Here is a 25942-nt window from a genome sequence, read left to right on the forward strand (position 1 = left end):
TGAAGATTTACATAATTTCATTCTAGGTAAACTAAGTAAAAATATTTTTTTACAAAAGGTTGTAACCGTTTTCTTTTTGAAAATAGAAGACTGCAATCTTCATAATTTAATTGAAAAGGTGACTTGATTATGGCGGATGAAAAAATTGTGCGCCTTGTTGAAGTAGCAAAAATGTATTATCAATTAGACTACAGCCAACAAGAAATCGCGAAAAAGTTAGGTATTTCCCGTCCCACCGTTTCAAGACTTCTTTTGCAAGCTGTTCAAGAAGGTGTTGTTCATATCAAAATATGCGATCCCGCTGAAGATGTCCAGGAGCTCGCAATGCAGGTAAAGGAAAAATTCCAATTAAAGCATTGCATTGTCGCCTCAATCCCTGAATATGAGGACGAACTAATAAAAGAGAAACTAGGAGATGTATCTGCCGAATACTTGCATAAAATTGTACAAAGTGGCGATACCATCGGAATAACTTGGGGAACAACTCTTTATCAACTCGTGAAAAAACTTCAGCCAAAGAATGTAAAGGATGTTACGATCGTCCAGCTAAATGGTGGGGTGAGTTACTCAGAATCTAATACGTATGCATCAGAAATCATAAACGGTTTGGCAAATGCCTTTCATACTACTCCACATTTCCTGCCCGTACCGGCGGTAGTGGATCATATTGTCGTAAAGCAAGCGATTGTTGCGGATCGGCATGTGAAAAAAATTATGGAACTAGGTCAAAAGGCCAATATTGCCATTTTCACGGTAGGGGAACCGGGTGAACAATCAACGCTGATGCATGCAGGGTACTTTTTGGATAATGACATTGAAATTTTACGGAAGAATCAAACTGTTGGTGATATTTGTTCTCGATTTATTGATATCGAAGGGAAAATAAGCCACGAGGCTTTAAATGACCGTACCATTGGGATTGAACTCTCCCATTTAACTGAAAAAGAATATGGCATCTTAATTGCAGGTGGAAATTCAAAAGTGGACGGTATTTATGGTGCCCTTCACGGACGGCACGCCAATGTCCTAATAACCGATCAGTACACTGCAAAAGCCTTACTCGAAATGGGGGGTGATAACATAAATGGATAAAGAAAAAATTAGGGATTTAGTCAAAGAAATTGTCAAAGATATGCTTCAAAAAGCAAAGCAGGTACCTATTGCTGCTTCCAATCGGCATATCCATTTATCTCCAGAACATGTTGAAAGATTGTTCGGCCGCGGATATCAGTTAACTAAACTTAAAGTTTTGTCACAACCGAATCAATTTGCCGCAAAGGAAACCGTGACTTTGATCGGGCCAAGGGGAAAGATCCCAAACGTCCGTGTTATTGGTCCGGCAAGAGGAAATACACAAGTCGAAGTATCTTTATTTGATGGTTTCACATTGGGAGTTAAGCCGCCGATACGTAATTCTGGTGATCTAAAAGGTTCTGAATCTATTACGATTCAGGGACCGCGCGGCCAAATCACGATTAAAGAGGGTTTAATTTGCGCAGCGCGCCATATCCATATGCATACCAGCGATGGTGAAGCTTTTGGTGTGGCAGATGGGGATGTGGTACAAGTAAAGGTCGACGGTCCTCGAGGAACTATTTTTTCAAATGTGCTTATTCGGGTATCACCTAAATACAAGCTTGAGATGCATATCGACCTTGATGAAGCCAATGCGGCCAACATCAAAAATGGATATTTAGGTGAAATTATAGCGGTTGAAAGTCGAAATCAAGTGAGCGGAGGCTGAATCTGGTGGATGTCAAAACGAAGGTGAAAATGCTTGTCCAGCAGGTAGTCGAAGCCTACTTAAAAGAACAACTGCAAGGAAAAGAAAAAGAAAAACATTCAATCGCCATTCTTTTAGGCTATCAATCTCAAAATCCATCAGTGGTTTTGGAAGCGGTTACTCCACTAATCGATTCCTACGAGGTGACATTGATTTTATCAAAAGAATGGCTGCCTTCACATGCTGCGTTTAGTGGAAAGCCATATGTTTTGTTAGATGAGACCTCGCAGCAGGAATTAAATAGAATTGTTGAGAGTTGCAGTACTTTGGTTGTCCCGGTTGCTTCTTATCGCTTATTATCTAAGCTTGCCTTAACAATGGATGATGAATTGGCCGTATGGCTGGCTCTACAATATCAATTGCTTGGTAAGCCGGTTGTAATAGCTAAAGATTATATCGAGCCAAATGTATACCAGCAAATTCATGCGCCCCATTCTGTTCAGGAACGCTTGCAGTCCTACATTAGGCAAATTCAAGCGGATCAGGTGAAATGGGTACCGCTCAGTAAACTTGCGCAAACGGTCGATGCTCAGCTAACGGCATACAAGGAAAAGCAGTCTCTCATTCTCGCCAAACATGTGGAAAAAGCATTTCAGGATGGACTGAAGGAAATCGTGGTTCCTGATAAGAGCAGGGTGACACCTTCTGCTAAGGACTTAGCGAAGGAACTCAAAATTCAAATAATAAAAACTTCTCTTTGAAAGGAGGGACGCATTTGATCATTTGTAAAGTGGTTGGTTCCATTGTTTCAACCACCAAAGCAGAAAAGCTAAAAGGGAAAAAGCTCCTCATTGTTCAGCCTCTGGATATGAAAACGATTGAGGAAGACGGAAAACCTTTAGTGGCGATAGATACTGTAGGCTCTGGTGTTGGTGAAGTTGTCCTGCTGGTCAGCGGTAGCTCGGCCAGACAAACAGAAATTACAAACGGAGTTCCGGTTGATGCGGCTATTGTAGGAATTGTCGATCAAATAGAAATTCAAGGAACCTTAACCTTTAACAAAGGAGAGAGCTAATTTTGCAAATTAATGAAACCGATATCAAAAAAATGGTTGAACAAGTGCTGCAACAATTAGGTCAAAGTCAGCCAGACAGCAGCCCGGTTTCTACATTACCAGAATTCAACTTTGGAAATGGTGTGTTTACCACTGTTGACGAAGCGGCTGCAGCAGCAAGACTTGCATGGGAAAAGCTTCGCAAGCTTCCAGTGGCTGTAAGAAGACAAATGATTGAGAACATGCGTGAAGTAAGCCGAAAGCATGTCAATGACCTGGCAAAGCTGGCTGTTGAAGAGACGGGCCTTGGAAGAGTGGAAGATAAGGTTGCAAAAATTTTACTAGCCACGAACAAAACACCTGGCTTGGAAGACTTAAACAGCACATCTTATTCAGGTGATGATGGGTTAACGCTTGTGGAATATGCACCAATTGGTGTATTTGGGTCAATTACTCCATCCACAAACCCTGCTGCAACGATTATCAATAACTCGATTTCTCTTCTTGCAGCAGGGAATACGGTTGTTTACAACCCGCACCCAAGTGCTAAACGAGTTTCGATTAAAACGATGCAACTGCTCAACGAAGCCATTTTGGCTGCGGGAGGACCAGAAAATACTTTGACCTCGGTAGCGGCGCCAAATCTGGAAACTTCGGCACAGGTCATGAACCATCCACAGGTAAATGCACTGGTTGTTACAGGAGGCGGTCCTGTGGTAAAGGCAGCGATGGCTGTAGGCAAAAAGGTCATTGCTGCCGGTCCTGGAAATCCTCCGGTCGTCGTGGATGAAACCGCGATTATTTCAAAGGCAGCTGCTGATATTGTCAAGGGAGCAAGCTTTGATAACAACGTTTTATGTACGGCTGAAAAAGAGGTCTTTGTTGTTGAAAAAGTGGCAAATGCCCTTAAATCTGAAATGGTGAAGAATGGAGCGATTGAGCTTAAAGGCTTCCAATTCGAAAAACTGCTTGAAAAAGTCCTTGTTAAGAAAGGTGATAAGTTTTATCCGAACCGTGACTTTATCGGTAAGGATGCGAATGTTATCTTACAAGCAGCTGGCATTCAGGCCAATCCTGATGTGAGATTGATTATTGCGGAGACCAACCAGGATCACCCATTAGTGATGACAGAAATGTTAATGCCAATTTTACCAATCGTCAGAGTCCCTAACGTTGATAAAGCCATTGAATTAGCGGTAATCGCTGAAAAAGGCAACCGCCACACTGCGATTATGCATTCACAAAACATCACCAATTTGACCAAAATGGCACAGGAAATTCAAGCAACTATTTTTGTGAAAAATGGTCCTTCTGTTTCGGGATTAGGCTTTGAAAGTGAGGGCTTCACAACCCTGACAATTGCTGGTCCTACTGGTGAAGGTTTAACCAGCGCAAAAACATTTACACGTCAGCGCCGTTGTGTTTTAGTAGATGGATTTAGAATTATCTAGTGGGGTGTGTTAATTGGCAAAATCTAAAGATGAAAAGACTGTCACTTCACAATCAGAAAAAACAAAAAAGCAAATAAAACAAAAATTAGAGGTTCCTAAAGGAGGAAATATCATGGGTCAAGAAGCATTAGGAATGATTGAAACAAAAGGTTTAGTAGGTGCAATCGAAGCAGCAGACGCAATGGTTAAAGCAGCAAATGTTACATTAGTGGGCAGAGAATTAGTGGGTGCAGGTCTTGTAACCGTTATGGTTCGCGGAGATGTAGGCGCAGTTAAAGCCGCAACTGAAGCTGGTGCAGAAGCAGCTCAGCGCGTTGGAACACTTCTTTCAGTACACGTGATTCCACGTCCAAACGGCGATGTTGAAGGTATCCTGCCAAAGAGTGAATAAGGGGAAGCGAAATGGAACAATCCATTGAAAGCTTTATCAAAAATCTCGTAAGGGACACGATTGTACACACACTCGGCGAGCTGCAAATCCAAAACGATCGGCAGACCTATGTTATTGCCAATTGGAAAATGAACAATACACTCAGTACGACAGCAGAATTTTTTCAAAAAATAAACAGCAGCATGGACGTTTCAGTGGTGGTTTGTCCGCCTTCCCAGCTGCTTTATCCCGCTCATCTTTTTATTAAACAATCAGGAAAACCGATTCATCTTGGTGGACAAAATGTCCATTGGGCTGAGAAAGGTGCATACACTGGTGAGACATCCACAAATATGCTGAAGGATGTTGGCTGTGAATATGTGATAATTGGCCACTCCGAAAGAAGACAATATGCGGGTGAAGATGATGATTTAGTGAATTTAAAAGTGAAGCAGACAATCAAAGCCGGACTCATCCCGATTATCTGCATAGGAGAAACGCTGGGTCAGAAAAATTCGATGCAAACAGAACACGTCTTATCAACCCAGCTAGTTGGAGCCATAAGAGATATAGATACCAGCAATTTTATTATCGCTTATGAACCGGTATGGGCCATTGGAACAGGGCAATCAGCAACAGCTGAATTAGCTCAACAAACTCATGCTTATATCCGTTCTGTTTTAAAACAAATCCTGGGTGGAAATGCAGATACCATCTCGATTTTATATGGTGGTTCAGTTAATGAAGGCAATGCTGCCGAATACAGTGCGAAGCCGGATATTGATGGTGTTCTGGTAGGAGGCGCTAGCTTAAATCCCCAGTCTTTTGATGGAATTATCAATGTATTTGCCAAAGGAGAACAAAGGTAATGAAAAAAGTTGCAATTGGCAGTGACCATGGTGGATACGAACTGAAAGAAAAGTTAAAAGCCTACTTAACGGAATTAGGCTATGAATATCTTGATTTTGGCTGTAAGGCAAACGAATCAGTAGATTATCCCGATATCGCTTTTTTAGTGGGCGAAACAGTTGCCACAAATGATGACTATGTTGGCATCATGATTGATGGTGTCGGCGTCGGCAGCGGCATGGTTTTAAATAAAATTCCAGGTGTTCGCGGTGCAGTGTGCTGGGATTTATCCTCAGTCATCAACAGCAAGGAGCACAATAACGCCAACGTGTTATCGATTGGCGGGCAGTTTATCGGTGAAGGTCTGGCTAAGCAATTAGTGAAAACCTGGCTGGAAACTGATTTTGCCGGCGGCCGTCATGATCGCCGCGTTACTAAAATCATGGAAATTGAAAGTCGGTTTTTATACAGATAAAGGCAGGTTAAACTATGTTCGTAGCCAAAGTGATTGGAAATATGGTTTGTACTCATAAAAATGATAATTTAAGAGGTTTAAAGCTTCTGATTGTCCAACCGGTTGATGACCAGTTGAAGGATAAAGGCAAACCACTTGTGGCTATAGATACGATTGGACAGTCGGGGGAAGGAGATCTCGTTTATCTGGCAAAAAGCCGGGAGTCTTCCTTACCGCTTAACAAAGATTTAGTCCCATCTGATGCTGGGATTTTAGGAATCATTGATTACTATAATGTGACGAAACGAATGGAGGAATAATAAATGAGCAACGCATTAGGAATGATCGAAACCAAAGGTTTGGTAGGGGCAATTGAAGCAGCAGACGCGATGACAAAAGCAGCAAACGTAACTTTACTAGGAAAGGTTAATGTTGGCGGCGGTTTAGTTTGTGTCATGGTTCGCGGAGATGTTGGTGCAGTTAAAGCGGCAACAGAAGCAGGTGCAGATGCTGCACAGCGTGTAGGCGAATTCTTATCAGTACACGTTATCCCAAGACCACATTCAGATATCGAAAAAATTCTTCCAGTTGTAAAGTAATGAAACTAGCAAAGGTCGTTGGGAATGTCGTTTCAACGATAAAGACACCCAGCCATCAAAACAAAAAACTAATGGTTGTCATTCCGGTTGATGCCGCGGGTAAAGAAATCGGCGAACCGATCATTGCATTTGATCGGTTCCATGCCGGGGTTGGCGATTATGTGCTTTTACTTGAGGAAGGTGGTTCGGCACGTGACATATTAGAAGATCCTAAGGGTTCGTTTGATGCCGTCATTGCCGGAATCGTTGATCGATTAGAATAACGTGAGGTGAGCAAGATGCAAATCGAAGCATTAGTGGAACAAATTACTAATCAAATTATGCAGCAATTAACTAATAAACAAGAGTTGAAGGAAACAAAACCAGTTGTTTCCCGAAACGTAACTTATAAAGAAGGTTCTGCTTCTAATATCATTACTGGTCCATCTGTTGCAAGAATGATCGACCATACATTATTAAAGCCAGAAGCGTCAAAGGACCAAATAGTGAAGCTTTGTGAAGAAGCAAAGGAACATAAATTTGCGACTGTTTGTGTGAATCCGTATTGGGTGCAGACTGCGGCAAAAGAACTTAAAGGCTCTGGTGTAGGTATTACGACAGTTGTTGGCTTCCCATTAGGAGCAACTAGCACGTTTGTTAAAATAGCAGAAACTCGTGATGCGATTGCGAACGGTGCAACTGAAATCGACATGGTCATTAACATTGGGGCACTAAAATCCGGTGACTTTGAAACCGTTAAAAAGGACATTGAAGGTGTAGTATTAGCCGCAAAAGGTCATGCTCCAGTTAAGGTTATTATTGAAACAGGACTGCTAGAAATTGAAGAGAAGAAAAAGGCTTGTATTTTAGCAAAAATGGCCGGTGCTGATTTTGTTAAAACATCAACCGGTTTTGGACCAGGCTGTGCAACAGCGGAAGATATCAAATTAATGCGCGAGTCAGTAGGACCAGATATGGGTGTAAAAGCTTCAGCGTGTGTTAGAGATTTAGATACAGCACGAAAACTAATTCAAGCTGGCGCGACAAGAATTGGTGCAAGTTCAAGTATTGCGATTATTACTGGCGGACAAGGAACCGGATATTAAAATGTTCCTTGGAATAAATGAGTTTTTCATATAGTTTTTTTTCTATATGAAAAACTCATTTTTCTTATTTTCCTATTATAAAAGTATTGATAATTTTTAGATATTTTACTATAATGATATTAACGAAATGTAATCGCTTACATACACGAGGGGTGTTTCGAATGAACAATATTGGACATCAATTAAAGAAAATTAGATTAAATCGTGAAATTGAAATAGAAAAACTTGCCCTATTATCAGGCCTAAATGCCGAAACCATCGCTGCCATTGAAGAAGGCGATCAGGATGTACAAATTTCCACATTAGCAAAAATATCCAATGTATTAAATTGCACATTCTCAATTGGTGATGTATCTATATAATAATATTGGAATACAAATAAACAACATGGTATAGTAATTCCATTAGCAAAAAGTTCAATCTTAAGATGATTGAGCTTTTTTTATTTAGAAGGAAGAGAAATATGACATCAACAAAAGCTTATATCAAAGAATGGCAGCAGGCACTGCAAAATGAAATAAACTATTTAAAAAAATATGGCAGTAATAAATACCTCATTACAAATGGAAGGCTGCTCTCGACTGAAGGCTCGTATACCTATTATTTTGATACTTTTGGTAATTTACGGATACCAGTAGGTACAGCGATTAAATTAGAATGGGGCAGTATGAAGCAATCAGGACGTGTCCTGTCTTCAGAGGGTAAAGGGGTCATGCTATCCTTAGAGAAATCATTCGGCGATTTAGTAGATGAGGCTTATCTAATTCATGATCCTTGGGAATTACTCGAACAGCTAATTCTGCGCCTGGATGAAATAAAAAAAAATAAGCAGAAACGTCTCCGGATAAAGACATTGTTGGATCCCTCAATGCCGGCAAAGCACCCGCAGGAAAAGATAAAAAGTAATGTTCATGAGTTATTATTACGATCAAAATATAATCCTGTCACTTTTGTCTGGGGACCTCCTGGAACTGGTAAAACGTATACCCTTGCCAGAGTGGCCGCAAATAAATATTTCCAGGAAAAGCGAGTGCTCATATTATCACATAGTAACCAAGCAGTCGATGTCCTGATAGGTGAGATTTCAAGCTTTGTTACCAAGAAAAATCGATTTATTGAAGGGGACATCCTTCGCTATGGGTTTCTAACCGGTGACCAGCTTGCCAATCATGATACGGTTACAACCAGTCAACTGCTCGAGAAACAAGACCCAGAGCTTGCAGCGGATAAAGAACTTTTAGTTGAGGAAAGACGGAAGCTTAAGCATGATTTAGCGCGTTCTTTTAGTAAAAGAGACACCGATTCATTGCTGGAGCTGGAGACCAAGATTGCGAAGGTCCTTGAGAAAATTCGCCAAAAGGAGATTGAGTTTGTCAAGAATGCGTATATTGTAGGTACTACACTTGCTAAAGCTGCGAGTGATCCCGTGATATATGATAAGGATTTTGACGTAGTTATTCTCGACGAGGCAAGCATGGCATATGTTCCTCAAGCAGGTTTTGCAGCATCATTAGGAAAAAGAGTCATCATTTGCGGTGATTTTAAGCAGCTGCCGTCGATTGCTGCATCCAGAGATGCTTTAGTAACCAAATGGTTGAAAGAAGATATATTTCATCGGGCCGGAGTGGTTGAGTGGGTTAAGGAAGGCAAGCTGCATCCGCATTTATTTTTACTAAAAGAACAGCGAAGGATGCATCCGGACATTTCATCCTTTACCAATCAATACATTTATCATTCGCTTGTGGGTGATCATGAAAGTGTTCGAAAATCACGCAATGCAATTGTTGAAATTCACCCATTTCCTGGACGTGCTTCTATTTTAGTAGATTCAAGCTTTACTGGAGCACATTGCATATCAGAAATAAACTCTAATTCAAGGCTAAATCTATGGCAGTTGCTGCTATCTTTTCAGGTTATTCATGAATCCTATTTAGGGGGAGCACGTTCTATTGGTTTTGTAACACCATACAGGGCTCAAGCCAATTTAATGGAATTGTTATTAGAGGATGTATATGAACACGAACGCTTAAACGCAGATATTATTTCAGCAACTGTGCATCGATTCCAGGGCAGCGAGAGGGATGTGATGGTTTTCGATACAGTTGATGGTGAACCGCAGGAACGTGCTGGCATGCTATTAACGGGCGCAGATAGTGAACGATTAATCAATGTTGCCATCACCAGGACGAAAGGAAAATTCATCCATGTCAGCAATCAAGCGTTTATAAAGAAACATGTATATCATTCAAAAACATTAAGGCAGTTAGTCGAACATCAAATGAGACATAATCAAGCAGTTAGAAAGAATGAAATTGGCAGCTGGATCAGAAATCAACATTCTAAATTACAATGGATGCATGCTAGAAAGCTTGAAAAAGTATTTCAGGATATTAATTCGGCCAGATCGTCCATCATACTCTCACTACCAGATGGAGCCGAACTGTCGGAGGATTGGAAGCTAAAATTGAAAAATAGAGATAAACGAACGTCCTTCATTATTTTTTCGGAGGAGGACTGGACGGATTTAGGGCCAACTCAATTAATACAAGCGAGAATCCCATTTCCCTTTATAATGATCGACAAGCAGATTTTTTGGCTCGGGATGATGATCGAGGGAATTAAGGCTATTAAGCCTCCATATATTGCAGCACGGCTCGAATCAGCGAAGATTTCGGAGTACATTTTAAGTCAGTTCCATGGACGTTGGAAATAGAAAAAAGCATCACCGATGCTTTTTTCTATTTCCCTGCTATCGAAATCTCCGATATCTGAATTTATTACTATCACTGCTGCTTTCGATTGATTCCTCTTTGCTTTCCTCATCATTTTCGATTGTGGCAAACCCGTCACTGCTCTCTATTTCATTGCTAACATCATTGGTGTTTACGGCAGGATCATTATTATTTTCTTCATTGGTATCTACTACGGAAGTGCTGAGTATTTCGGTAATTTCCGTTTGAGTTTCCACATTAATATCGATGGCTTCATCTGAGCTTTCCTCATCGTCCTCCCCTAAGGGAGATTCTTGTTTTGTTCGTTGTATTTTTCCAAGTGCATCTTGCCTTAGATTTGCGATTCCGATAATTTCATCTAAAAGGGCTGCAAACCTATTGAAATCAACATTGTTTTCTCCACTATTTAGAATAACATTTAAAAAGTCCTCTTGAAAAATCTGATATTCTCTTTCGAATTGGCTGCTGTCCATCTGCCTAAAGGTCACACCGTTAATGCGAATAAATTCAAAGATTAATTGGGTAATGGCTTGGTTTGCAGCCTGTAATTCAGGAGAGCTGCTTAGAAAATTGTTCAAATCGCGAAGTGTTTTATAATAACTTTTGAAATTTCGGTTAGCTTCTAAAAATTCCAGTTTACTCAAAGACGTATTCCTCCTTCATTTTTTTCCTTTTGTATTAAAGATATGCAAGGAAGATTCATCTAGAAGATAAAACTAAAGAAGGAGGAAGACTGACAATTTATAAAAACGATTCACGCAGATGGCAGGCAAGCTGTACCTTTAAAAAATTCTCAGGTTCTTCAAGGGACATGCCTAATTGTTCTTCAATTTTTTTCAGCCTTAAGTAAAGTGTGTTTACATGAATATGCAGCTTCTGAGCTGTCTTAGCTGACGAGCGATTTGTTTGTATAAAGGTTATGAGGGTCTTTTCTAAATCATTATTATTACCTTTAATGGAATTCAAAGGTGTGAAAATTTCTTCAAGGAACCTTTCAATTTCTTCAGAAGACTGATTAATAAACAGGCGGTTTATCCCTATCTCGGAAAAATGGATCATACCTGATTTTTGGCGTGAGATAAGATATGAGACGGCTTTGTTCGCTTCATTGTGTGATTTGGCAACAGATTCAATTCCTTGATAAACCGAACCAACCCCGACAAACAGATGGATATGATCGTTAAGTTCACTTTCTTTTAAAATAGTATCCAATTTTTTCATTACCGATCGTTTGTCTGCAGGGTTCGTAGGAGAGAATAGAATGGTAACTTTGTTATGATTACCAAATACGATTTTTTTATGATCTAATAGGACTTGTTTGATACGGGATATGAATCGATGAACAATGCTATCTAGTATTTGAAGATCTTTAAAATTAGCAATTGTAATAATAACCGTGAACAGGTTTGATTTAAGATCCAAGCCAAGATTCATTGCTTTTTTGGTTAGTAAATCAGGGTTATCGTTTAATAATAAGTCATTATAAAATTCATGGGTCTTTTTATAATAGATATCTGCCAATGACTTCTTTTTGGCTAATTCCATTGCTAGCACCGTTGCCCCTCTATCAATGATGATATGTTCCAGCTGTGTTAATGGTCGATTAATAACAATAATCATACATCCGTTACAAACAGATCCAACTAAAATTGGGTAAATGTAAAATGCCTTTTCATCCTGATCGAAAAGTTCAACGTAAATGGGAACTTTTCGGGTGGTTAGGAGTTTTGTTAGTTCATCCATCGAAAAAGGATGTTCTTTTTGCTTTGGAAAGTGTTCACTTTCGATCATGTCCACAAATATTAATGACAAACCAAGCATTCGATTTAATTCTTGAGTGATCGTTTCAACTCCTCTATTTTGGACAGAGAGCTGTGAAAGTGTAGAATCGACTTCGTTTCGTTTGATTAGGACTTGATTCTTTCGTTTAATTTCCGTAAACAACCGTGCATTTTCCATTGCAATCGCAATTTGTGCAGCTAAACCCTGTAAAAGTTGAAAATCCCAATCAGTAAGATTCCGTTCTCGGTCATCTTGATGAATGCTTAAAACTCCAATAATCTCATCCCGAAATTTTATCGGAATTGTGACAGATACTTTTACCCTGTGATTGTGAAACGCATGCTTTAAATATTTGTAATTTTCGTCAGATGTTCCTTCCATCGCTTCATTAGCCTCACGAAATGAATAATAGATTCTTGGTTGTCCATCGAGAAATGTTTTGCCTGTTACTGACTCTCCAATTTTATATCGTACTTTTTCTATTTCTTTTTTCCATCCTCTATAGGCTTTACATACTAAACGGTCTAATGCCGGGCTATACATCCAAAAAACACAGGCTTCCGATCCCGGAATTACAGCGGCTACGTTATCTAAAATTTTCGCCAATAATTCATCAAGGTCAAGTGAAACCGTTATGTTTTGCACACCCTCGATCAGCTTTTCCAATTCTATTCCTTTTCTTTTCATCAAGTGATCAGTGTAAAAGGGATACATCAGGTGGTATAAAAGGTTAATATTACCCTTTTCTAATGGCGTAGTTGTTTCAGTATAGAGGATAGTAACCTTATAGTCTTGTGGATAATCCAGTGTTAACAATTGGGGGTTGTCCAAGCTGGACGGTTGAATCCCCTTTTTGGTGGTTGGGGAAGGAAAAGCACGAAAACCCTGTCTATCTGTTAAAATCCATCGATGTTCTACAGGAGTATAAAACCAAATCTCATAACATGAAATTCCGAGATTTTGAATAAAAAAGGATCGGAGCTGTGCAAGATTTAACATCGATTTATCACCTCACTGTGAACTTCCATAGTTTATTAGATGAAAAGCTATGAGAATCAACATTGTTTTCATTTTATCAATTTCATATACTTACTGTAAATACAGAATTTTCAGAAATAGTTAGATAATGTTGTAAACGCTTACTTTTTGTAAAAAAATCAATTCATTAATGTCGAGAGGGAGTGGAAAGGTTGGGACATATCTCATCCTATATGGCGGGAAATGTTTTCAAATTGCTGGTAAAGACAGGTGATATTGTTGAGTCTGGTGATGAAGTTGTTATTCTTGAGTCAATGAAGATGGAGATTCCGATAACAGTTGAGTCAAAAGCAGTAATAAAGGATGTGAAAGTAAGAGAAGGAGAATTTGTTAATGAGGGGGATATTATTATTGAGTTGGAATAATGTTAACCAGCCGTTGCATGAGTATCTTCGCCATTATTCACGATTCACACCAAATAAAGAAGCGATCATCTTTTATGGAAAAACGATTACCTATCAGGAACTGGATGATTTATCAGATCGATTTGCGATGTTTCTTTATTCCCGTGGAATTAAAAAGGGAGACAAGGTTGCGCTTTTTTTACCCAATTGTCCTCAATATATTATTTGTCATTTTGGAATTCAGAAAATTGGAGCAATTGTGGGTCCATGCAGTCCCATGTTTAAGGAATGGGAATTGGCCTATGAAGTGAATGATTTAGGAGCGAAAGCAATCGTCACCTTGGAACAATTGCACCCCATTGTAGACCAGGTTCGAAATCATTCTTCGATTGAATTGGTTATTACAACGAGCTACATAGATTTTCTTCCAGAAATCCCACAGCCAGAGTTTCCAGAAAAAATACCCCCAAAGAAACGCTTAGCTGATTGCATCGATTTAATACAGATTTTTCAATCAAAAATGGCAAACCCTCCAAGAATAGAGATTGATGTGGAAAATGATGTGTCTCTTATTGTTTATACGTCCGGATCGACTGGACAGCCGAAAGGGGCGATGCTGACATATCGAAATGCATTATATAAATCATATTGTGTTGCGCAAACAAGGAATACAACAGCACATGATATATCATTATCCATTATGCCAATTTGCCATATTGCCGGCATGTTAGGCATGAACGTCGTCATTTTTACTGGTGGAACCCTGGTCTTACTTAATCGTTTTACTCCAGAATCGGCAATGGACGTTATTGAGCGGTACCAGGTCACAGTAGCTCAGACTGTTGTTCCAATGAATATAGCCATTATGAAGCATCCAGATGCCAATAGGGTTGACTTTCGTTCTCTTAGATTGAATGCATGCACCAGCTTTGGCATTCCATTAACCGAGGAAATTTCGAATCAATGGAAGGAGCTTACAGGTGTAGGATTATTTGAATCAGCATACGGGCTAAGTGAAACCCATACGGCCGATACGCTGATGTCCGAAGGAGCTGTCAAATTTGGTACTACCGGCAAGCCCGTATTGGAAACAGAAATAAAAATCATGTCTATTGATGAGCCGCGGAGGGAGGTTCCAATTGGGAAAGAAGGAGAAATTATTGTAAAAAATCCCGGTGTTTTTAAAGGATATTTGAATAAACCGGAAGAAACAGCCCAAACGCTTCGCAATGGATGGGTCTATACAGGTGACATTGGCAAGTTGGATCAAGAGGGATATTTATTTTTTCTCGGCCGTATAAAAGAAATGATCAAGTGTTCTGGATACAGTGTATTTCCTGAAGATGTTGAAATTATGATGATGAACCATCCTGCCATCTCCCAATCAGCTGTGATTGGTGTGCCAGATCCCGTTCGGGGAGAATCAGTAAAGGCTTTTGTGGTGATTAAACCGGAATTCCAAACTAGGATTACGGAAGAGGAGATTATCCGATGGAGCAAGGAAAAAATGGCAGCTTATAAATATCCCCGTTATGTTGAATTCAGGGAGAGTCTGCCAGTTACCGGGACTGGCAAATTGCTTCGAAGGCTGCTTGCAGATGAAGAAAAAGAGAAGGCAAATTATAAGGAGGTTGTCCATGATAAAAATTAACAAAGTCTTATTCGTTGTCCTAATAGCCACATTATTGTTAGTGACTGGCTGCTCCAATAACAGTTCTACAGCTGGTAAAAATACAGCAGGCCAGACGGCAGAAAACCCAAAAAACAGCGAACCGAGGAAAGGAGGCAGCCTTGTTGTTGCCTATGACTCTGATGTGAGTAACTACGATCCCATCCTCGGCAATTCCGGGAACGATCATCCGCTGCTGTATCCAGTTTATGACACATTAGTAAACTATAATGCGAATCTTGAACCTCAACCAGGCCTTGCGGAATCATGGGACACCCCGGATGATAAAACCATTATTCTACACTTAAGAAAAGGGGTAAACTTCCATGATGGAACCCCATTTAATGCAGATGCCGTTAAATTTAACCTTGAACGAGTAAGATCGAAAGAATCAAAAGTATCCGATTTATCTAATGTAGAATCGGTAGAGGTTGTCGATCCACAAACAGTGAAATTACATTTAAAACAGCCAGATTCCTCCATTATCCTTGCCCTATCTGATCGTTCAGGGATGATGGTTTCGCCTGCAGCAGTTCAAAAATTTGGTGCTGACTTCAGCCAAAACCCAGTGGGGACAGGTCCCTATAAGATGGTCAAATGGGTACGAAACGGAGAAATTCAGTTTGAAGCTAATAAGGATTACTGGCAAAAAGGACTGCCATACCTTGATAAAATAACAGCTAAAATTATGCCTGATGAAAATACAAGATTAAATGCACTTAAATCAGGTCAGATTCAATTCTATTGGAATGTATCACCTGACAATAGTCAAGTTTTAAAGAATGATAAGAATATAGTGTTAGATTCGAAAATGAAGGTAGCGTTCTATAATATTTATTTAAATACCAAAATGGCCCCATTTGATAAAAAGGAAGTCAGGCAGGCGCTTCAATATGCCATCGATCGTGATTCCCTTGTAAAAGCTTTAACTTTTGGGGAAGGCGAGTCGGCTAATCAAACATTTCCAAGTGATTATTGGGCAGCAAGTCCTGAAATGAAAATTAACTATGACCCTGAAAAATCAAAGGAATTATTGAAACAGGCAGGAGTTGAAAATGTCAAATTTGATATGTTCGTGCCAACTGCACCATTCTATCAAAGATTGGCGGAAGCCATAAAAGGGCAAGTCAAGGAGGCGGGCTTTACGATTAACTTACTGCCAATGGAACTCACAAAAGGAGTAGCTCTTTACTTTAATGAAAAGCAGTTGCCGGCAAATCTTACGGCATGGACAGGACGTCCCGATCCGCAACAAACAATCAGTTTATTCCTTGGTGGAAAAGGTTTCTACAATGTTGGCGGGGAGACAACGGCTAAAAAAGAAGAATTGATTTCAAAGGCAGCAGCTTCATATGATCAAAAAGAGCGAGCAAAGTTATATGGCGAAATAAATGAGATTGCGATGGCAGAAGAAGCGATGACGATTCCTATTATGTTTACTCCTTCTATTGCGGCCATGTCGCCAAAGGTTAAGGGCTTTGAAGGAACATTACTAGGGAAACCAAAGTTCTCCTACTTGTGGCTGGAACAATAATAAAGAGGATAGGAAGGGAGAGAGCCAATGTTTTATAAATTTTTGTTACGCCGCCTGATGTATGTCATACCCATGTTAATTGTAACGACTTTGGTGGTCTTTTCCCTAATCTTGATTATACCGGGTGATCCTGCTCTTGCGCTTCTTGGAGATAATGCAACCGCAGAAAAACTAGCCCAGTTGAGAAGTCAACTGGGGCTGGATCAACCTGTGCTCATTCAGTATGGGAATTGGCTATTACATGCTTTACAGGGAGATTTAGGGAGATCCCTTTTTACAGGGGAAATTGTCAGTGATGCAGTGTTTTCAAGACTGGGCGTTACGATTCAGCTTGTTATTTCTGCAATGATTATTTCCTTTCTGATAGGGATGTTTTTTGCCATTACCTCTATTTTAAAGCCGAATAGTTGGATGGATTATGTGGCCAGGTTTTTCGGCACGCTGGGGACAGCTATTCCAAATTTTTGGTTAGCGATGCTGCTGGTAGCCCTATTTAGTGTCAAACTGGGATGGCTACCTGCTACAGGATTTGTTAGTATTTTTGAAAATACGGGCGGTTTTTTACAAAGTGTTCTTCTCCCAGCCTTTTGCTTAGGTGCATTTGGCGCGGCACAAATCACACGACAATTACGATCTTCACTGCTTGAGAGTATGGATTCAGATTATATTCGTACTGCTTATTCCAAAGGATTATCATTATGGCCAGTTATTTGGAAGCATGGACTTAGAAATGCCTTTTTACCTGTCGTAACAACGGCGGGGCTTCTATTTGGGAACATGCTTGGTGCAACGGTTGTGATTGAGAGCGTTTTCGCCATTCCTGGAATGGGGCAGCTGGCAGTCAATTCAATACTGCAAAGGGATTTTCCGATGCTACAAGGAGTCGTCTTGGTAATGGTAGTAATGGTCCTCATCATTAACTTTGTTACCGATGTACTCTATAGCATTTTGGATCCTCGAATTGAATTTGATTAAGAAGGAGGGCACAACATGCAGTTTCGAATTATTTTACAAAGGGTAAAACGTGAACGCTTGGCATTCGTCAGTTTGATCTATTTGCTCATTTTAGTCCTAGTTGCTTTTTTTGCCCGATACATTGTCCCTTTTGACCCAGAAGCACAGGATTTGAACCAAGTGATGATTGCACCAAATGGCTCGCACTGGTTTGGAACAGATGAACTGGGAAGGGACATTTTTACAAGATTGCTTCTTGGATCACAGGCAGCCATACAAGCAGGACTTATCGCAATCCTAATTCCTCTTTTTATTGGAGTTCCCTTGGGAATTATTTCAGGGTATCTTGGCGGCATCGTCGATGATCTTTTCATGAGGGTTGTTGATGCGATTTTATCTTTTCCTGCAATTCTTCTCGCATTGGGAATTACAGGTGCCTTAGGGGTTAACCTATGGAACGCAATGATCGCGATTGGAATCATCTTCACTCCGCAATTTGCCAGACTGGCAAGAGGACAAACCCTTCAAGTCCGGCGTGAACCATATGTGGAAGCGGCAAAAATTTCTGGGGCTGGTCCTTTGTGGATCATGTATCGGCATATCCTTCCCAATATCGCCTCTCCGATCATTGTTCAAGCATCCTTCAGTTTTAGTTTGGCGATTTTGGTGGAGGCATCATTAAGTTTTCTTGGAATGGGGGCACAGTCACCGCAAATTAGTTGGGGAGGCATGCTTCATCAAGCCTACAGTATGATTTTTGTCAATCCATTTATGATGATTTTCCCTGGAGCGGCAATCTTACTTTCAGTCTTAGCCGGTAACTTTTTCGGAGATGGTTTAAGGATAGCCGTTGATCCAAAAATCAAGCGAACTTAGGAGGGAAGCGGTTTGAGTAAACAGTTTGAACCACTTTTGGAAGTAAGTAATCTTAGAGCGTATTTCCCTTCAACTGGAGGGGTTGTTAAAGCGGTTAATGATATTTCTTTTAAAATTGGAAAAGGTGAAATTGTTGCATTGGTGGGGGAATCTGGCAGCGGTAAAAGTGTAACCGCGTTATCGATTATGGGACTGAATGCTCTTACCATAACTTATGGCAAAGAAAGCATCATCTCGTTTAAAGGCCATAATATACTTACGATGAAAAAGAGGCAAATGAAGAAAATTCGCGGCAATGAAATTTCAATGATTTTCCAAGATCCGCTATCTTCCTTAAACCCTTTACATCCAATCGGAAAACAAATCGCAGAACCAATCCAACTCCACCAAGGGGTTAGTTACAAAACAGCGCAGCAAACGGTCATCAATTTGTTAAATAAGGTTGGGATTCCTGACGCTGAAAGCAGGCTAAAAGATTATCCCCATCAGTTATCAGGAGGGATGCGGCAAAGGATTATGATTGCAATGGCTCTTGCCTGCAATCCATCTCTGTTGATTGCCGATGAACCCACCACAGCATTAGATGTGACCATTCAAGCCCAAATTCTGAATGTCATGAAATCACTTCAGAGAGAAACAGGTGTATCCATTCTTCTGATTACTCACGATTTAGGGGTTGTAGCGGAAATGGCGGATCGGGTTCTTGTCATGTACTGCGGGAAAATTGTAGAAGAAGGCGATGTCTATTCGATTTTCCAGGAACCAAAGCATCCCTATACTAAAGGCTTGTTAGCAAGTGTTCCAAAGTTAAGAGGACAATCGGAAAAACGCTTAAATGCCATTCCTGGTACCGTTCCTAGCCCCTTAGAGCTGACAGGTGGCTGCAATTTCTATTCACGCTGTAGTCAGGCAAACGATCAATGTAGTAGTAATACTCCATACCTGGAGAATATAGGACCACAAAGAAGGGCAGCTTGCTGGAATCTACAGGAAAGGCCAATCGAAGAGGTGACAAAGCATGCTTGAACCATTGGTTTCCATTAAAAATGTGAAAAAATATTATCCCATTGGCAGTGGATTATTTGGAAAGAAAACCAAATGGTTAAAAGCGGTGGATGGGATTAACCTTGAAGTGAAACAAGGAGAAACTCTTGGACTTGTTGGCGAATCCGGATGCGGAAAATCGACCTTAGGCCGGATGGTCGTTGGGCTGCTTGAACCAACGGATGGGGAGGTTCATTTTGAAGGCAGCTCACTTTTATCAAAAGGACGAAGTAAGCGGGATTTAGGGAAAAAAATTCAAATGATCTTTCAGGATCCGTATGCATCTCTGAATCCGAGAATGAGTGTTGCCGATATCATTGCAGAACCCTTAGTTCTGCATAAGATTGGGACCAGTAAGGAGCGGAAAAAACGGGTAGATGAATTATTAGAACGTGTAGGACTGAGAACTGTACATGGCGCGCGTTATCCAGAAGAATTTTCCGGAGGGCAGCGTCAAAGAATTGGAATAGCTAGAGCATTGGCATTAAATCCTAGGCTGATCGTATGCGATGAACCTGTTTCCGCCCTTGATGTATCCATTCAAGCTCAAATTTTAAATCTCCTGAAAGATATCCAAGAAGATTTGGGCTTATCTTATATTTTTATTGCTCATGGTCTTCAGGCAGTAAAGCATATCAGTGATCGTATTGTGGTGATGTATTTAGGAAAAGTGGTCGAAATTTCCGAAACGGATTCATTATTTGAGAACCCGCTGCACCCTTATACCAAAGCATTGATTTCTGCAGTCCCAGAGCCTGATCCAACGATGCGTGACCGCGAGCGTATACTTCTAAGCGGGGATCTCCCAAGTCCAGTCAATCCTCCAAGTGGCTGCCGCTTTCATACTCGCTGTCCTTTAGCTACAGAGCGCTGTCAACGAGAAGAACCTCCTCTTATAGAAGCGGCGGAGAGAAGATGGACAGCGTGTTTTTATTAAGAATAATAGATTTAGAAAACAGTTTAAGGAGGAAATCTAGTGACCTGGGAACCGGAAATTAAAGAATTGCACCTTCGGGAAGCTTTAGCACGCCAAATGGGAGGAGAAGAAAGAGTCTCAAAACATATATCCCAAGGCAAACTTACGGTACGTGAGAGAATTGAGAAACTCCTTGATCATGACACCTTTCATGAACGCGGGGCAATCGCTGGAAAAAGCAAATATGATGAAAATGGGAATTTAATAGAATTTACACCAGCAAATTTTATCCTGGGAACAGGGCGAATTAAAGGCCGCAAGGTAGTTGTAGGCGGGGATGATTTTACTGTCCGAGGCGGTGCGGCGGATGGAGCGATCCGCGGCAAACAGATATACGCAGAGCAAATGGCTCATGACCTTCAGGTGCCAATCATTCGGTTAGTGGATGGTACTGGTGGTGGAGGAAGTGTAAAATTCCTAGATTTAGAGGGACATACATATGTTCCTGTAAACCCTGCATGGGATTTAGTCGTTGCCAATATGGAACGGGTCCCTGTTGTTGCAGCCTGCCTAGGCTCCGTTGCCGGTCTGGGTGCTGCGAGGGTTGCCGCGTCCCATTTTTCTGTGATGGTGGAAGAGACTTCCCAACTATTTGTAGCTGGACCTCCAGTTGTAAAATTTGGTATGGGGCAGGATTTATCAAAAGAAGATCTTGGAGGGGTGCAGGTTCACCGCACTAGTGGAGCGGTAGATAATATAGCCAAATCAGAAGAAGATGCTTTTGAACAAATCCGTACATTCCTTTCCTATTTACCATCAAGTGTTTGGCAGCTGCCGCCAGTGGAACCAGCTGAGGATGATCCTGGCAGAAGGGACGAACGTTTGATTTCAGTTATACCTAAAAATAGAAGAGCACCTTATAAAATTCGTGAACTTCTCACCATGATATTTGATGTAGAGTCCATTTTCGAGATGGGACGATTTTACGGAGGAGGGACGCTTACCTGTTTTGCTCGGCTTGATGGTTATCCAGTTGGAGTATTAGCAAGCGATCCATTTGTAAATGGCGGTGGACTGACAGCAGAGAGTTCTGAGAAAATAGAGCGTTTTGTCGACCTGTGTCAAACCTTCCATTTACCAATTGTGAATATGGTTGACCAACCTGGCATGGTTATTGGACTTCCTTCAGAGAAGAAGGGAACCATCCGAAAAGGGGTACGTGCCATCTCCGCTATCTATCAAGCATCTGTTCCAATGGTTGAAATCATTATGCGAAGAGTGTTTGGTGTAGGCGGTGCAGGAATGTCAAACGGTCATGGGTTGAACCTGAGGTATGCTTGGCCATCAGGAGATTGGGGTTCACTTCCGGTTGAAGGAGGTGTTCATGTTGCTTATCGTCGTGAACTTGAGGCTAGTGACAATCCAGAAGCACTATTAAAAGAATTACTAGAAAAAATGGAATCAGGCAGATCTCCATTTCGAACGGCAGAGGCTTTTGGCATTGAAGAAATTATTGACCCCCGTGATACCCGTCCATTGCTCTGTGAATGGGTGAAAGATGCATACGAACTTCTCCCGCAACAGTTAGGTGTTTCACGCCATGGAATGAGGCCATGATTTTTTCATAATTATTCATATAAAAGGAAGGTGCCTTTCGATGAAACAGGAGGATTTGTTAAAGGAGCTTTCTTCTAAGGAGGAAGTCGTTTCTAAATGCCTTGAGCATTGGGCGAAGGTAGCAGGAGAGAAAACTTTTATATACTATGGAGAAGCTGATAAACAAATCACTTATCAAAAGTTTAATGAAATGACGAATAGTATTGGACATTCATTAAAAATTAAAGGAGTTCAGAAAGGAGACCGTGTATCTGTCTTTTTAAAGAACCCATTAATAACCACTATGGTTATGTTTGGAATCTGGAAATGCGGAGGGATATTTAGTCCGATTAATTTTAATTATCGCGGTAAACTTCTTAGTTATCAGTTAAATGATACAAAACCAAAGCTGCTTTTTACCGAGCGGTCCATGGTGCCCATTTTAAATGAAATTGCCTCCGAAGTAAGCCATTTGTGCGCGGCTGTTTATAATCCCCAAGAGGGAGATCATGATTATATTGCTGAAACTGCTGAAATTTCTCTGGATTTAAACTATAACGAAATCTCCTTCGATCGATTTTTACAGGAGGAGACCAAAAACCTCGACCTAGAATTGAACTATTGGGATACAGCCAATATCATTTATACTTCTGGAACGACAGGGCCAGCAAAAGGAGTGGTCCAATCGCATCGCTGGATTAATGGATATACCCTCCGAATGAGGGCATGTATGTCTTCTGAAGATGTGGTATATAATGATCTGCCTCTCTATCATGTGGGTGGAGCGTTTGCCAATGTTGCGAGATCTGCCTATACGGGGTGTACGGTTGCATTATGGGATAAATTTAGTCCCAATCAATTTTGGATGCGGATTGAAAAAAGCGGATCCACTGCGGCAATTTTACTGGATGTGATGATTCCTTGGCTAATGAATGCCAAACCGTCAAAAGACGATAGGTTGAATACCATTAATAAAGTTCATATGCAGCCGCTTCCCAAATATCATAATGAGGTTGCAAAGCGATTTGGATTTGATTATGTGACCGCCGGATTTGGGCAAACGGAATCGGGGAATCCGCTTGCCAGTGTCATTCTTGAAACAAAAGAGGGTGAAGGGACCCCGAAGGAATTATATAAAGGTCTTTCCAGACAGGAAATTATCACTGTCTGTGATAAATTGAATATTCCCATTATTAATGGAGACCAGGACTTGAAAAAAGGCTTCATGGGGAAACCCACCTTTTATTTTGAAGTGAAAGTATTAGATGAAAATGACATAGAACTTCCTGTCGGGCAGGTAGGTCAGATTGCTTTTCGGCCGCGGTTGCCTCACCTCGTATTAACAGAATATTTTAATAAACCTGAATCAACAAATAAGGCCTTTAAGAATCTATGGTTTCACAGTGGAGATGCCGGTTACCTTGGAGAGGATGGATTTTACTATTTTGTTGATAGGCTTGGCAGTGTCATCCGGTGCCGAGGTGAAAAGATTTCTTCGTATCAATTAGAGGATATCATTAACGGTCATCCTGATATTGACCTATGTGCTGCTTTCCCTGTTCCAGCAGAAGTTGGAGAGGAAGATGATGTCGCAGTTTATGTCGTTAAGAAAAACGGAGCCGCTTTAAACGAGGAAGAGTTACGGGAATGGGTGAAAGATAAAATGCCTAAATATATGTGGCCAAAGTATATCCGGTTTACCATTGACCTGCCTCGGACTCCAACGAATAAAATTGAGAAATATAAAATTCGTCAGGAATTAATAAAAGAATTTGAAACAGAAAAAGTATAAAAAAGGAGAGTGCTAGTTTCATATCTAGTACTCTCCTTTTTTTTATAATACTTCTTCATTTAATTCAGTTTTTATGTTTGTTTTGGCCAGTTGATTTTGAACAGAGTTCTTTACTTTAAGTGTTAGACCTAAACCTAATAGCAAACAGATGGAACAAAAAAGGAATGCACTTTTAAACCCCCCCCAATCCTCTATCAGCCATCCAGCAATTGCCGGCCCAATAAATTGGCCGATGGCAAAATAGAAGGTGACATAACTAAAGGCGACAGGCATGTCAGCAGGCTTCACATGATCCATACTGGAAGCTTGCGTTAAAGTAAATAATCCTGTAGATGTACAGCTTAAAATAACGGTATGAATGGTAAAACCAATGACTGTTGGAAAAATTACCGGAAGAAGCATCGAGAAAGCTGTCAAACCCATCGTTAAAATCAAGGATGTTCGGCGGCCAATTTTATCGGAAATAAATCCCCAAATGGGCCCGCTAAAAATTGATAAGATTCCATTGAGTGCCATTAACTGGCCGGCAAATTTTACACTAATTCCTGATTCGATCATATAGCTCATAACAAAGATCATTTGAACTATGTAGGTAATCCCAATTATTCCATAAATAAGACCGACATTAATTACTTTTGGATTTTTATAAATTTCTTTAGCTGAAGATTGCTGTCGGTTTTGATTTCCTAGTTTTTCCTGGAGAGGATTTTTAATAAATATTAGCGTTAAAATCACTACTACAAGTCCAATACTAGCGAATATCCCCCAAGCGATTCTCCAGCCGATAGCTTCATTGATACTGCTTAGGTAGGGGACGATGATTCCTGCAAGAAGAATCCCAATTCCAGCGCCGCTGGTGGTAAGGCCGATGACAAAACCCTTTCGCTGTGGAAACCAAGCAACGAGTAAGGAGATAAAAGGTGTATAGGTAAAGGATGTTCCAATACCCAGGAGGAGCATAAAAATAAAGGTTACAGGATAGAAAAAAGTGAAGGATAAACCAGCTAGTCCTAATGTAACGAGAGAAATTCCCAGTAAAACGGTCCTTTTACTTCCCCATTTTGAAGCGAGTATTCCTGCAAAGATGATCGTGCTCAAATATCCTAATGAAGTGGTAGTACCTAAGTATCCAGCCTCTTTGTAGGAGATATGAAGACCCTCTCTCATAAAAGGAAGGATAACTCCATAGGAAAGTCTTGCAAATGCTAATACGACGATTGTTGTTAACATTCCGATTATTGCATAACCCCATAATCTTTTATGGTTTGTTGCTTCCATTTAAGTCGCTCCCTTTGGTTATAGAATAATATTTCATTATTACCATCTTATTCCTTTCGGGTATCGAAAATTCTATGTAGTATGTGACTGTTACGAATAAGTGAAGTTAAAAATGGAGAAAATTTTGATGTTTGATTTTTCAATTCATCTTCAAAGGAGTAAACACCAATGACAAATGTTAAATTAGCCGTTATTTATTACAGCATGGGCGGAACGAATCATCAGTTATCAAAATGGGCTGAAGAGGGCGCTAAAGAAGCTGGTGCTGAAGTAAAGGTATTAAAGGTTCCTGAGTTAGCACCTCAATCAGTTATTGAAGGTAATCCTGTATGGAAAGCGCATGTCGAAGCAACCGCAAATGTCCCTGAAGTTAAATTGGAAGATTTGGAGTGGGCTGACGCCATAATCTTCAGTGTTCCAACCCGTTTTGGAAATATGCCAGCGCAAATGAAGCAGTTTTTAGATACAACAGGCGGGCTTTGGTTTAATGGAAAACTTGTGAACAAAGTGGTAAGTGCGATGTCTTCTGCACAAAACTCTCATGGCGGACAGGAAGCCACCATTCTTTCCTTATATACGTCGATGTACCACTGGGGTGCGATAATCGCAGCGCCTGGATATACTGATCCGGTTATATTCGGTTCTGGAGGCAATCCCTATGGAACGAGTGTAACGGTTGATCAGAGCGGAAACATGGTGGAAGATGTACAAGCTGCTGTAAAGCATCAGGCTAAACGGACCGTTACGGTTGCAGAATGGGTGAAAAAAGCGAATCAATAGCTAACGTTTGAACTGACTGGGA

Annotated in this window: 27 protein-coding genes; 24 read left to right on the top strand and 3 right to left on the bottom strand. The window is 40.6% G+C overall.

Annotated elements, in window-relative coordinates:
* The first annotated feature begins 129 nt into the window (after positions 1-129).
* The 14 genes from V7161_RS17195 (at position 130) to V7161_RS17260 (ending at position 10298) form a co-directional block, all read left to right on the top strand.
* Positions 130-1092 carry a sugar-binding transcriptional regulator gene (locus tag V7161_RS17195; protein WP_335714184.1) on the top strand — a complete coding sequence of 321 codons (963 nt, stop codon included), beginning with the start codon at positions 130-132 and terminating at the stop codon, positions 1090-1092.
* On the top strand, positions 1085-1744 hold the full coding sequence (gene pduL, locus V7161_RS17200) for a phosphate propanoyltransferase (protein WP_335714185.1): 660 nt from the start codon (positions 1085-1087) through the stop codon (positions 1742-1744). Before V7161_RS17195 ends, pduL begins: the two co-directional genes overlap by 8 nt.
* Positions 1745-1749: 5 nt before the next feature.
* On the top strand, positions 1750-2484 hold the full coding sequence (locus tag V7161_RS17205; RefSeq protein WP_335714186.1) for a hypothetical protein: 735 nt from the start codon (positions 1750-1752) through the stop codon (positions 2482-2484).
* Between the two features lie 14 nt (positions 2485-2498).
* Entirely contained in the window at positions 2499-2798 is a 300-nt protein-coding gene (locus V7161_RS17210; protein ID WP_335714187.1) for a EutN/CcmL family microcompartment protein, read from the top strand.
* A 2-nt stretch (positions 2799-2800) separates the two neighbouring features.
* Positions 2801-4228, top strand: coding sequence for an aldehyde dehydrogenase family protein (locus V7161_RS17215; RefSeq protein WP_335714188.1), 1428 nt, complete (start codon positions 2801-2803; stop codon positions 4226-4228).
* A 112-nt stretch (positions 4229-4340) separates the two neighbouring features.
* Positions 4341-4619 (top strand): BMC domain-containing protein, encoded by a 279-nt coding sequence (locus V7161_RS17220; protein WP_335714228.1) that lies wholly within the window; start codon positions 4341-4343, stop codon positions 4617-4619.
* A gap of 11 nt (positions 4620-4630) precedes the next feature.
* Positions 4631-5467: a triose-phosphate isomerase gene (gene tpiA, locus V7161_RS17225; protein ID WP_335714189.1), complete on the top strand. Its 837-nt coding sequence runs from the start codon at positions 4631-4633 to the stop codon at positions 5465-5467.
* Positions 5467-5922 carry a ribose 5-phosphate isomerase B gene (gene rpiB, locus V7161_RS17230; RefSeq protein ID WP_335714190.1) on the top strand — a complete coding sequence of 152 codons (456 nt, stop codon included), beginning with the start codon at positions 5467-5469 and terminating at the stop codon, positions 5920-5922. Before tpiA ends, rpiB begins: the two co-directional genes overlap by 1 nt.
* A 14-nt stretch (positions 5923-5936) precedes the next feature.
* Entirely contained in the window at positions 5937-6221 is a 285-nt protein-coding gene (locus V7161_RS17235) for a EutN/CcmL family microcompartment protein (RefSeq protein ID WP_223590454.1), read from the top strand.
* Between the two features lie 3 nt (positions 6222-6224).
* Entirely contained in the window at positions 6225-6500 is a 276-nt protein-coding gene (locus tag V7161_RS17240; protein ID WP_223590451.1) for a BMC domain-containing protein, read from the top strand.
* On the top strand, positions 6500-6763 hold the full coding sequence (locus tag V7161_RS17245; protein WP_289984708.1) for a EutN/CcmL family microcompartment protein: 264 nt from the start codon (positions 6500-6502) through the stop codon (positions 6761-6763). Before V7161_RS17240 ends, V7161_RS17245 begins: the two co-directional genes overlap by 1 nt.
* Positions 6764-6937: 174 nt before the next feature.
* A complete protein-coding gene (gene deoC / locus V7161_RS17250; protein ID WP_335714229.1) occupies positions 6938-7585 on the top strand; it encodes a deoxyribose-phosphate aldolase in 648 nt (215 codons plus the stop codon).
* Positions 7586-7746: 161 nt separating this feature from the next.
* Positions 7747-7947 carry a helix-turn-helix domain-containing protein gene (locus tag V7161_RS17255; RefSeq protein WP_223590446.1) on the top strand — a complete coding sequence of 67 codons (201 nt, stop codon included), beginning with the start codon at positions 7747-7749 and terminating at the stop codon, positions 7945-7947.
* Positions 7948-8048: 101 nt separating this feature from the next.
* Entirely contained in the window at positions 8049-10298 is a 2250-nt protein-coding gene (locus tag V7161_RS17260) for an AAA domain-containing protein (RefSeq protein WP_335714191.1), read from the top strand.
* 36 nt (positions 10299-10334) lie between these two features.
* Here V7161_RS17260 and V7161_RS17265 read toward each other — a convergent pair whose 3' ends face one another.
* Positions 10335-10961, bottom strand: a complete 627-nt coding sequence (locus tag V7161_RS17265; RefSeq protein WP_335714192.1) for a hypothetical protein — start codon at positions 10959-10961, stop codon at positions 10335-10337.
* A gap of 97 nt (positions 10962-11058) precedes the next feature.
* A complete protein-coding gene (locus V7161_RS17270) occupies positions 11059-13098 on the bottom strand; it encodes a helix-turn-helix domain-containing protein (RefSeq protein ID WP_335714193.1) in 2040 nt (679 codons plus the stop codon).
* Positions 13099-13289: 191 nt separating this feature from the next.
* Here V7161_RS17270 and V7161_RS17275 point away from each other — a divergent pair, with 191 nt between their 5' ends.
* Genes V7161_RS17275 through V7161_RS17315 form a run of 9 tightly spaced genes read left to right on the top strand, consistent with a single transcriptional unit; the run spans position 13290 to position 23862 of the window.
* Positions 13290-13502, top strand: coding sequence for an acetyl-CoA carboxylase biotin carboxyl carrier protein subunit (locus V7161_RS17275; RefSeq protein ID WP_335714194.1), 213 nt, complete (start codon positions 13290-13292; stop codon positions 13500-13502).
* The gene (locus V7161_RS17280; protein WP_335714195.1) at positions 13489-15132 is read left to right on the top strand and encodes an AMP-binding protein; all 1644 of its coding nucleotides are present in this window, start codon (positions 13489-13491) and stop codon (positions 15130-15132) included. Before V7161_RS17275 ends, V7161_RS17280 begins: the two co-directional genes overlap by 14 nt.
* A complete protein-coding gene (locus V7161_RS17285) occupies positions 15119-16684 on the top strand; it encodes an ABC transporter substrate-binding protein (RefSeq protein ID WP_335714196.1) in 1566 nt (521 codons plus the stop codon). Before V7161_RS17280 ends, V7161_RS17285 begins: the two co-directional genes overlap by 14 nt.
* Positions 16685-16711: 27 nt before the next feature.
* Complete coding sequence (locus V7161_RS17290) at positions 16712-17659, top strand: ABC transporter permease (RefSeq protein ID WP_335714197.1); 948 nt, start codon at positions 16712-16714, stop codon at positions 17657-17659.
* 15 nt (positions 17660-17674) lie between these two features.
* A complete protein-coding gene (locus tag V7161_RS17295; protein ID WP_335714198.1) occupies positions 17675-18514 on the top strand; it encodes an ABC transporter permease in 840 nt (279 codons plus the stop codon).
* Between the two features lie 12 nt (positions 18515-18526).
* Positions 18527-19540: an ABC transporter ATP-binding protein gene (locus tag V7161_RS17300; RefSeq protein WP_335714199.1), complete on the top strand. Its 1014-nt coding sequence runs from the start codon at positions 18527-18529 to the stop codon at positions 19538-19540.
* Entirely contained in the window at positions 19533-20495 is a 963-nt protein-coding gene (locus tag V7161_RS17305) for an ABC transporter ATP-binding protein (protein ID WP_335714200.1), read from the top strand. Before V7161_RS17300 ends, V7161_RS17305 begins: the two co-directional genes overlap by 8 nt.
* A 39-nt stretch (positions 20496-20534) precedes the next feature.
* Positions 20535-22091: an acyl-CoA carboxylase subunit beta gene (locus tag V7161_RS17310; protein ID WP_335714201.1), complete on the top strand. Its 1557-nt coding sequence runs from the start codon at positions 20535-20537 to the stop codon at positions 22089-22091.
* A 40-nt stretch (positions 22092-22131) separates the two neighbouring features.
* Positions 22132-23862 carry an AMP-binding protein gene (locus V7161_RS17315; RefSeq protein WP_335714202.1) on the top strand — a complete coding sequence of 577 codons (1731 nt, stop codon included), beginning with the start codon at positions 22132-22134 and terminating at the stop codon, positions 23860-23862.
* Positions 23863-23904: 42 nt separating this feature from the next.
* On the opposite strand, the gene V7161_RS17320 is transcribed toward V7161_RS17315, so the two are convergent.
* Positions 23905-25140 (bottom strand): MFS transporter, encoded by a 1236-nt coding sequence (locus V7161_RS17320; protein ID WP_335714203.1) that lies wholly within the window; start codon positions 25138-25140, stop codon positions 23905-23907.
* Between the two features lie 168 nt (positions 25141-25308).
* Between V7161_RS17320 and wrbA the strand changes: the two genes are divergently transcribed.
* Positions 25309-25920 (top strand): NAD(P)H:quinone oxidoreductase, encoded by a 612-nt coding sequence (gene wrbA / locus V7161_RS17325; RefSeq protein WP_335714204.1) that lies wholly within the window; start codon positions 25309-25311, stop codon positions 25918-25920.
* Positions 25921-25942 lie beyond the last annotated feature (22 nt).

It is taken from the genome of Neobacillus drentensis (assembly GCF_036965425.1).
In the GTDB taxonomy this organism is placed as follows: Bacteria; Bacillota; Bacilli; order Bacillales; family Cytobacillaceae; genus Neobacillus; species Neobacillus drentensis_F.